Here is a 4,069-nt window from a genome sequence, read left to right as displayed (position 1 = left end):
CGATATTGCCGGTACGGTGGAATCTATTGCTGGTATTACGAAAGACATGCTTTACGAATGTTATAATACGTTTTATCATCCAAGCAACATGCTGTTATTCGTTGTAGGACCGGTTGATGCTGAAAGTACCATGAAGTTGATTCGGGATAATCAAAATAATAAAGAATATCAGGAACAGCCGGAAGTAGAGCGTAAATTTGAAGCGGAGCCGGAAACGGTTGCTAAAGATAAGGAAATATTAAAAATGAATGTTCAGACACCGAAAGTGATGGTGGGAATCAAGGCTACCGATGTTTATCAATCCGGTGTACAACTATTGAAAAGGGAGTTGGCGACCAATATTTATTTAGAAATGTTGTTCGGCAAAAGTTCTCCTCTGCACGAAACAATGTACGAGAAGGGTTTGATTGATCAAAGCTTCTCTTATGACTATACGCAGGAACAAGGTTTTGGGTTTGCATTAATTGGCGGGGATAGTACAAAACCTGAAGAACTAACAGAGTCTTTATTGGAAATTCTGCAAAAGTCCAAATCTGGAACCGGCTTGAGTGAAGAAAGCCTGCAAAGGACGATTAAGAAGAAAATCGGTTCTTTCCTTCGTTCTCTGAATTCACCGGAATATATTGCGAATCAATTCACCCGATATGCTTTCAATGATATGAACTTGTTTGATGTGGTATCGGTATTGGAAAAACTTACGATTGAAGATATCGGGAAGGTCGCCAAGGAATTTATTTCCGATGAACGGATGACAGTCTGTCAGGTACTTCCAAAATAATATATAAAGGGGGCGAGAATGTGGAGAGGCGTTTTGCCCTTATTACGGGAGCGAGTGGAGGAATCGGCAGGGAAATTGCTGTAAAGCTCGCCGAGGAGAACTATTCACTTTATCTACATTACAACAGCAATGAGGAAGCGATTCGGAAGTTGATTGAAGAGCTTAAACAATATCAGGTTGAACTTATTCCGATTCAAGCAGATTTAGCCGCGGCGGACGGATACAAGAAATTGGCGCAAAATATTTTTGCCCTTCATGCCATCGTTCTCAACAGTGGCAATAGCTATTATGGACTCATATCCGATATGGATGAGCAAATCGTTAATGAAATGGTTCAGTTGCATGTAACGAGTCCTTTCCAATTAACAAAGGAACTACTTCCGAAATTAATGTATCAAGAACAAGCTGCCATCGTGGCCGTCACATCCATTTGGGGACAGACGGGTGCATCTTGTGAAGTGCTATATTCAATGGTCAAGGGCAGTCAAAATGCTTTTATTAAGGCGTTAAGCAAAGAAGTATCTCTTAATGGAATTCGGGTCAATGCAGTTGCTCCCGGTGCAATTTCCACTTCTATGCTTGAGTCTTTCAGTGCCCAAGACTTGGAAATCATAAAAGGCGATATTCCTATGGGGCGTATGGGTAGTTCGAAGGAAGTAGCCGAGGCCGTGTTCTATTTACTGTCTGACAAGGCCTCTTATATAACCGGGCAAATCTTAGGAGTAAACGGTGGCTGGTACACCTGATTTTTTTAATACTATGTATAATTCTTTCGTTTCCTTCACAAAATATCTATGTACTATTTTGAAGGAAAGGGTGACCATTCATGTCTGTATTAGACAATTGGGATCAATGGAAAAATTTCTTAGGCGACAGATTAAATCAAGGTGAACATCAAGGTTTGTCAGAAGGTGCTGTTAACAACTTAGCTTTCGAAATTGGTGATTACCTTTCACAGCAAGTTGAGCCTAAAAATGATCAACAGAAAGTAATTGCTGACCTTTGGTCGGTCGCAAGCGAAGAAGAAAAACATGCCATGGCAAGCGTTATGGTCAAGTTAGTTGGAAACAATGGAACAAAGTAAATTTTCAAGCCAAAGGCCCTGTTATTTAAATAACAGGGCCTTTGGCTTGAAGATAACTACCTGATCTATCCCCTAATATAAAAATGAACACTTTTATAGGGTTTTTCCTTTTAACTTATCACGAAATACTATATTATAGAAGCTAGACAATAATAATTAATGGTTACAGACCTTGAAATTTATGATGGATAAGTTTTGCTCGAATGTTGGGTAAAAGCTTCTAGGCTTAAGGAGTGTTATCGTGGAGAAAAAAGAATGGTATTTTGAATATGAAATTCAAGTCAACCGTCCAGGTTTATTGGGGGATATTTCATCCCTGCTGGGTATGCTATCCATCAATATCATCACTATTAACGGTGTCGATGAAGGTAGGCGAGGTTTACTTCTAATGGCAGAAGATAGCCGGAATATAGAAAGATTCGAATCAATCCTCCATACGATGGATACGATAAAGGTCATTAAGCTTAGGGAACCTAAATTGCGTGATCGTCTTGCTGTCAGGCATGGGCGTTATATTCAGCGCGATGCTGATGAAAAAAACACGTTCAGGTTTGTCCGTGATGAACTAGGGTTGCTTGTCGATTTCTTGGCCGAGTTATTTAAACAAGAAGGTCATAAGTTAATCGGGATTCGAGGCATGCCCCGCGTAGGGAAAACCGAATCTATCGTAGCCTCGAGTGTATGTGCTAATAAAAGATGGTTATTTGTGTCATCGACCCTTTTAAAGCAGACTATCCGCAGTCAGCTTATTGAAGATGAATATAACAATGATAATTTGTTTATTTTAGATGGGATTGTTTCAACTCGCCGTGCAAATGAGCGTCATTGGCAGCTAATCCGTGAAATCATGAGGCTTGATGCTGTCAAAGTCATCGAACATCCTGACGTTTTTGTACAAAATACGGAGTATACTCTCGAAGACTTTGATTATATTATTGAATTGCGAAACAATCCAGATGAAGAAATAACATATGAAGTTGTCGACCAAAAAGACGAGTTTTCAGGGTCGGAATTTGGTTCCTTTGACTTTTAAAATGGCAGGTGTTTTATTTGACTGAGTTAGGTAATCGATTAAAGGAAGCTAGGGAAGCCAAAGGGCTTAGCTTAGAAGATTTACAAGAATTAACGAAGATTCAAAAGCGTTACCTCATTGGAATTGAAGAGGGCAATTACAGTATGATGCCTGGAAAGTTTTATGTACGGGCATTCATTAAGCAATATTGTGAAGCGGTCGGACTGGATTCAGAAGAGATTTTTGAACAGTACAAGAGTGAAGTGCCTTCAGTTTATAGTGAGGAACTACCTGAACAACTTTCGAGGGTCCAATCCCGGAAAACGATTCCTGCTGGGGACTCCAAAGTTGTAGAAATGTTACCTAAAATCCTGGTTGCCGTTTTAGTTATTGGTGTTGCTATTTTAATTTGGGTGCTAGTATCCAGTAATATGAGTAAGCCTGATAGTGACGATAAAAAGAACGATAAACAGAATGAAGCGGTTGGATACAATAAAAGTGATGAGTTTAATAAAGAAGAAGAAAAAGCAGACAAAAAGCAAGATGTAAAAAAAGAAGATACATCTGACAAAAAAGATGATGCAGATGACGCTGTAGATGAAAAGACACAGCAGGAACTTGCCGTTGTCAGCACTAGCGGTAAAAATAGTACGTATGAATTGAAAAATACAGATACCTTTAAATTAAAGGTGACTTCTAAAGGCTCACCGTGGGTTGGCATTAATAACGGAGAAGGGAAATTACTATTCCAGGGCACAATTAATAAAAACGAAAGCCAGGAAATTGATTTCACCAATGAAAAAGAAGCTGTCATCAATATAGGCAGAGCATATGAAACTGAAATTTATGTGAATGATGAGAAGCTGGAGTATTCTATTTCACCGACTGAAGTGAATACGCAATTGGTTACGATACAATTTACGAAAGCCGAATAGTCATCTTTAGATGACTATTTTTCTCTTTATATTTCAAAGGTTGAAAATGGTTTGCCCGGCATATAACATTGGGTTTTGAGTTAAATTATACATAGGAAATATCTTGGCCTTAGGCCTCATATTATTTAGATTGAAAACGCATTGCCCAAAAAGCAGGCGTAAATTTTGGAGGTTAAAAGTTTGAATCTGCCTAATAAGATTACAGTAGCAAGAATCTGTTTAATACCAGTTTTTTTAATCATCATGCTCGTACCTTTTTC

The 4,069-nt window shown here is 38.8% G+C and carries 6 protein-coding genes; all 6 read left to right on the top strand.

All coding sequences use genetic code 11. The annotated features are described in order from the left end of the window. A partial coding sequence (yfmH, locus tag AC1DUW_RS22485) for an EF-P 5-aminopentanol modification-associated protein YfmH (protein WP_477643511.1) occupies positions 1-778 on the top strand: 778 nt, incomplete at its 5' end. 20 nt (positions 779-798) lie between these two features. Further along, a complete protein-coding gene (ymfI, locus tag AC1DUW_RS22480) occupies positions 799-1,524 on the top strand; it encodes an elongation factor P 5-aminopentanone reductase (RefSeq protein WP_477643510.1) in 726 nt (241 codons plus the stop codon). A gap of 80 nt (positions 1,525-1,604) precedes the next feature. Further along, positions 1,605-1,862 (top strand): DUF3243 domain-containing protein, encoded by a 258-nt coding sequence (locus tag AC1DUW_RS22475; protein WP_053345388.1) that lies wholly within the window; start codon positions 1,605-1,607, stop codon positions 1,860-1,862. 241 nt (positions 1,863-2,103) lie between these two features. Then, positions 2,104-2,895, top strand: a complete 792-nt coding sequence (locus AC1DUW_RS22470; RefSeq protein WP_053345389.1) for a DUF3388 domain-containing protein — start codon at positions 2,104-2,106, stop codon at positions 2,893-2,895. A gap of 8 nt (positions 2,896-2,903) precedes the next feature. Next, positions 2,904-3,809: a helix-turn-helix domain-containing protein gene (locus tag AC1DUW_RS22465; protein ID WP_321177339.1), complete on the top strand. Its 906-nt coding sequence runs from the start codon at positions 2,904-2,906 to the stop codon at positions 3,807-3,809. A 180-nt stretch (positions 3,810-3,989) separates the two neighbouring features. Continuing rightward, positions 3,990-4,069 (top strand): CDP-alcohol phosphatidyltransferase family protein (locus tag AC1DUW_RS22460; protein WP_477643512.1); only part of this gene is annotated, 80 nt, incomplete at its 3' end.

The organism is Peribacillus sp. P4_C12 (genome assembly GCF_056402095.1).
This window is presented reverse-complemented; position numbering and strand designations above follow the sequence as displayed.